The following is a 1528-nucleotide window of genomic DNA, read 5'->3' as shown; positions in this document are numbered from 1 at the left end:
ACGTACACACATTGATAAGAAAAAACAAATGCGTGAAGGTGTTATACCTACAGAGAATCAATATATAGCTTTGAACATGCCCCCACGACATTCTAAGTCAATGACTATTACCGAAACATTACCTAGTTACTATTTAGGACAGTTTCCAGAGGATAGAATAATTGAAATATCCTACAATGACACATTTGCCCGTAAGTTTGGGAAGAAGAACAAAGAGAAGGTAAAACAGTTTGGTAAGGATTTATTTGATATTGAATTGTCAAAGGATAGTAGTGCAGCTGACGAATGGAACTTATCTAATAACATAGGTGGAATGATATCAAGAGGGGTACTATCTGGTATAACTGGACAAGGTGCAGACCTCATGATTATTGATGACCCTATTAAGAACCGTGAAGAAGCAGACTCCGAAACACACCGAGATAAGATATGGGATGAATGGATTGACTCGTTCAGTTCACGTTTACATCCAGGTGCTATTGTTATTCTTATTCTGACAAGATGGCATGAAGATGACTTACAAGGAAGACTGTTGAACCCTGAGTATGGGAAACCGTTGGATTGGCAAGTATACAACTTCCCACTAGAAGCAGAGGAAAACGATATACTTGGTCGTGCTATTGGTGAACCGTTATGGCCCGAACGTTATGGACATTCGTTTATTGAAGAGAGGAAACGATATCCTTCTTCTTTCAACTCACTATACCAAGGTAGACCAACATCACAAGAAGGTAACATACTTAAGCGTGATTGGTGGAAGTATTACGTCACACTACCACCTATGGCTATGAAGATACTATCTGTTGATGCCACGTTCAAGGATGAAGATGATAGTGACTATGTAAGTATTCAAGTATGGGGTAAGAATGGTGCTAACATGTATTTGATTGAGAATGTAACTGCTCGTATGAACTTTATAGCCACTATTCAAACCATACGTAACCTATTAAAGAAGCATCCAGACATAACTGGTAAGTTTATAGAAGATAAAGCTAATGGTACTGCTATTATTAGCATGCTAAGACGTGAAATAGGTGGAGTGATACCTGTTAATCCAGCAGGTGGTAAAGTCGCTAGGGTTAACGCAGTGTCAGCATATATTGAATCGGGTAATGTTTATTTACCGCAAGAAGCTGAATGGGTACATGACTTTGTAGAGGAAGCGGCTTCTTTCCCTAAAGGTAAACATGATGACCAAGTAGATGCTATGTCTCAAGCATTGAATCGATTCATTTACTATTATGCTGAGTTGGAAAAAGCGAGTGATCCAGATAACCCAACTCCACAAGAGAGATATCAGAAGTCAGTACAAGAAATGACAGGTGGAGAACCTGACATAAATGAATTTACAAGTTGGTGATGAATATGGAATTTTTACTCGGTCTATTCGCAGGGATAGGCTTATTAGTCGTTCTGTCAATTGTATTGTATGTAGGCTATCGACTAGGTAACAAACCAAGGAACAAAGAGAAACCAAGTGAGCAAGAGTTATCTCGTCAACAACTATTATCAAGAGACTTCCAAGCTA

Annotated in this window: 1 protein-coding gene; it reads left to right on the top strand. The window is 38.7% G+C overall.

Annotation, left to right across the window (positions count from 1 at the left end; all coding sequences use genetic code 11):
* Positions 1-1360 (top strand): phage terminase large subunit (gene terL / locus G5W_RS0118305; RefSeq protein WP_010098936.1); only part of this gene is annotated, 1360 nt, incomplete at its 5' end.
* Positions 1361-1528: the final 168 nt, after the last annotated feature.

The sequence above is a fragment of the Ornithinibacillus scapharcae TW25 genome (assembly GCF_000190475.1).
GTDB classification, from domain to species: domain Bacteria; phylum Bacillota; class Bacilli; order Bacillales; family Amphibacillaceae; genus Ornithinibacillus; species Ornithinibacillus scapharcae.
Note: the sequence above shows the minus strand (reverse complement) of the source record. Positions and strands in the feature narration are given on the sequence as shown.